A 232-nucleotide genomic window follows, 5' to 3' on the forward strand; every position below is an offset into this window, starting at 1 on the left:
CATGGCTCGAGGCGCGCTATGGCACGGTCGAGGCCCTCAATCAGGCCTGGGGCACGGTGTTCTGGAGCATGGAAGTCAGCGAGTTCTCCCAGGTCGAGGCCCCCGTCGGCACCGTGACCGAACCGCATCCGGCCATCGTGCTCGATTATCGACGCTTCTGCTCCGACATGGTGGTCGAATACAACCGCCTGCAGGTCGACACCCTGCGTGCCGCGGGTGTCAGCGGCGATAT

General features: G+C 64.7%; 1 protein-coding gene. It reads left to right on the forward strand.

Going from position 1 to position 232, the window contains the following annotated elements:
- A partial coding sequence (locus R0J88_RS23925) for a beta-galactosidase (protein ID WP_410901447.1) occupies nucleotides 1-232 on the forward strand: 232 nt, incomplete at both ends.

The sequence above is a fragment of the Pseudoalteromonas sp. SIMBA_162 genome, from assembly GCF_046535955.1.
GTDB classification, from domain to species: domain Bacteria; phylum Pseudomonadota; class Gammaproteobacteria; order Enterobacterales; family Alteromonadaceae; genus Pseudoalteromonas; species Pseudoalteromonas marina.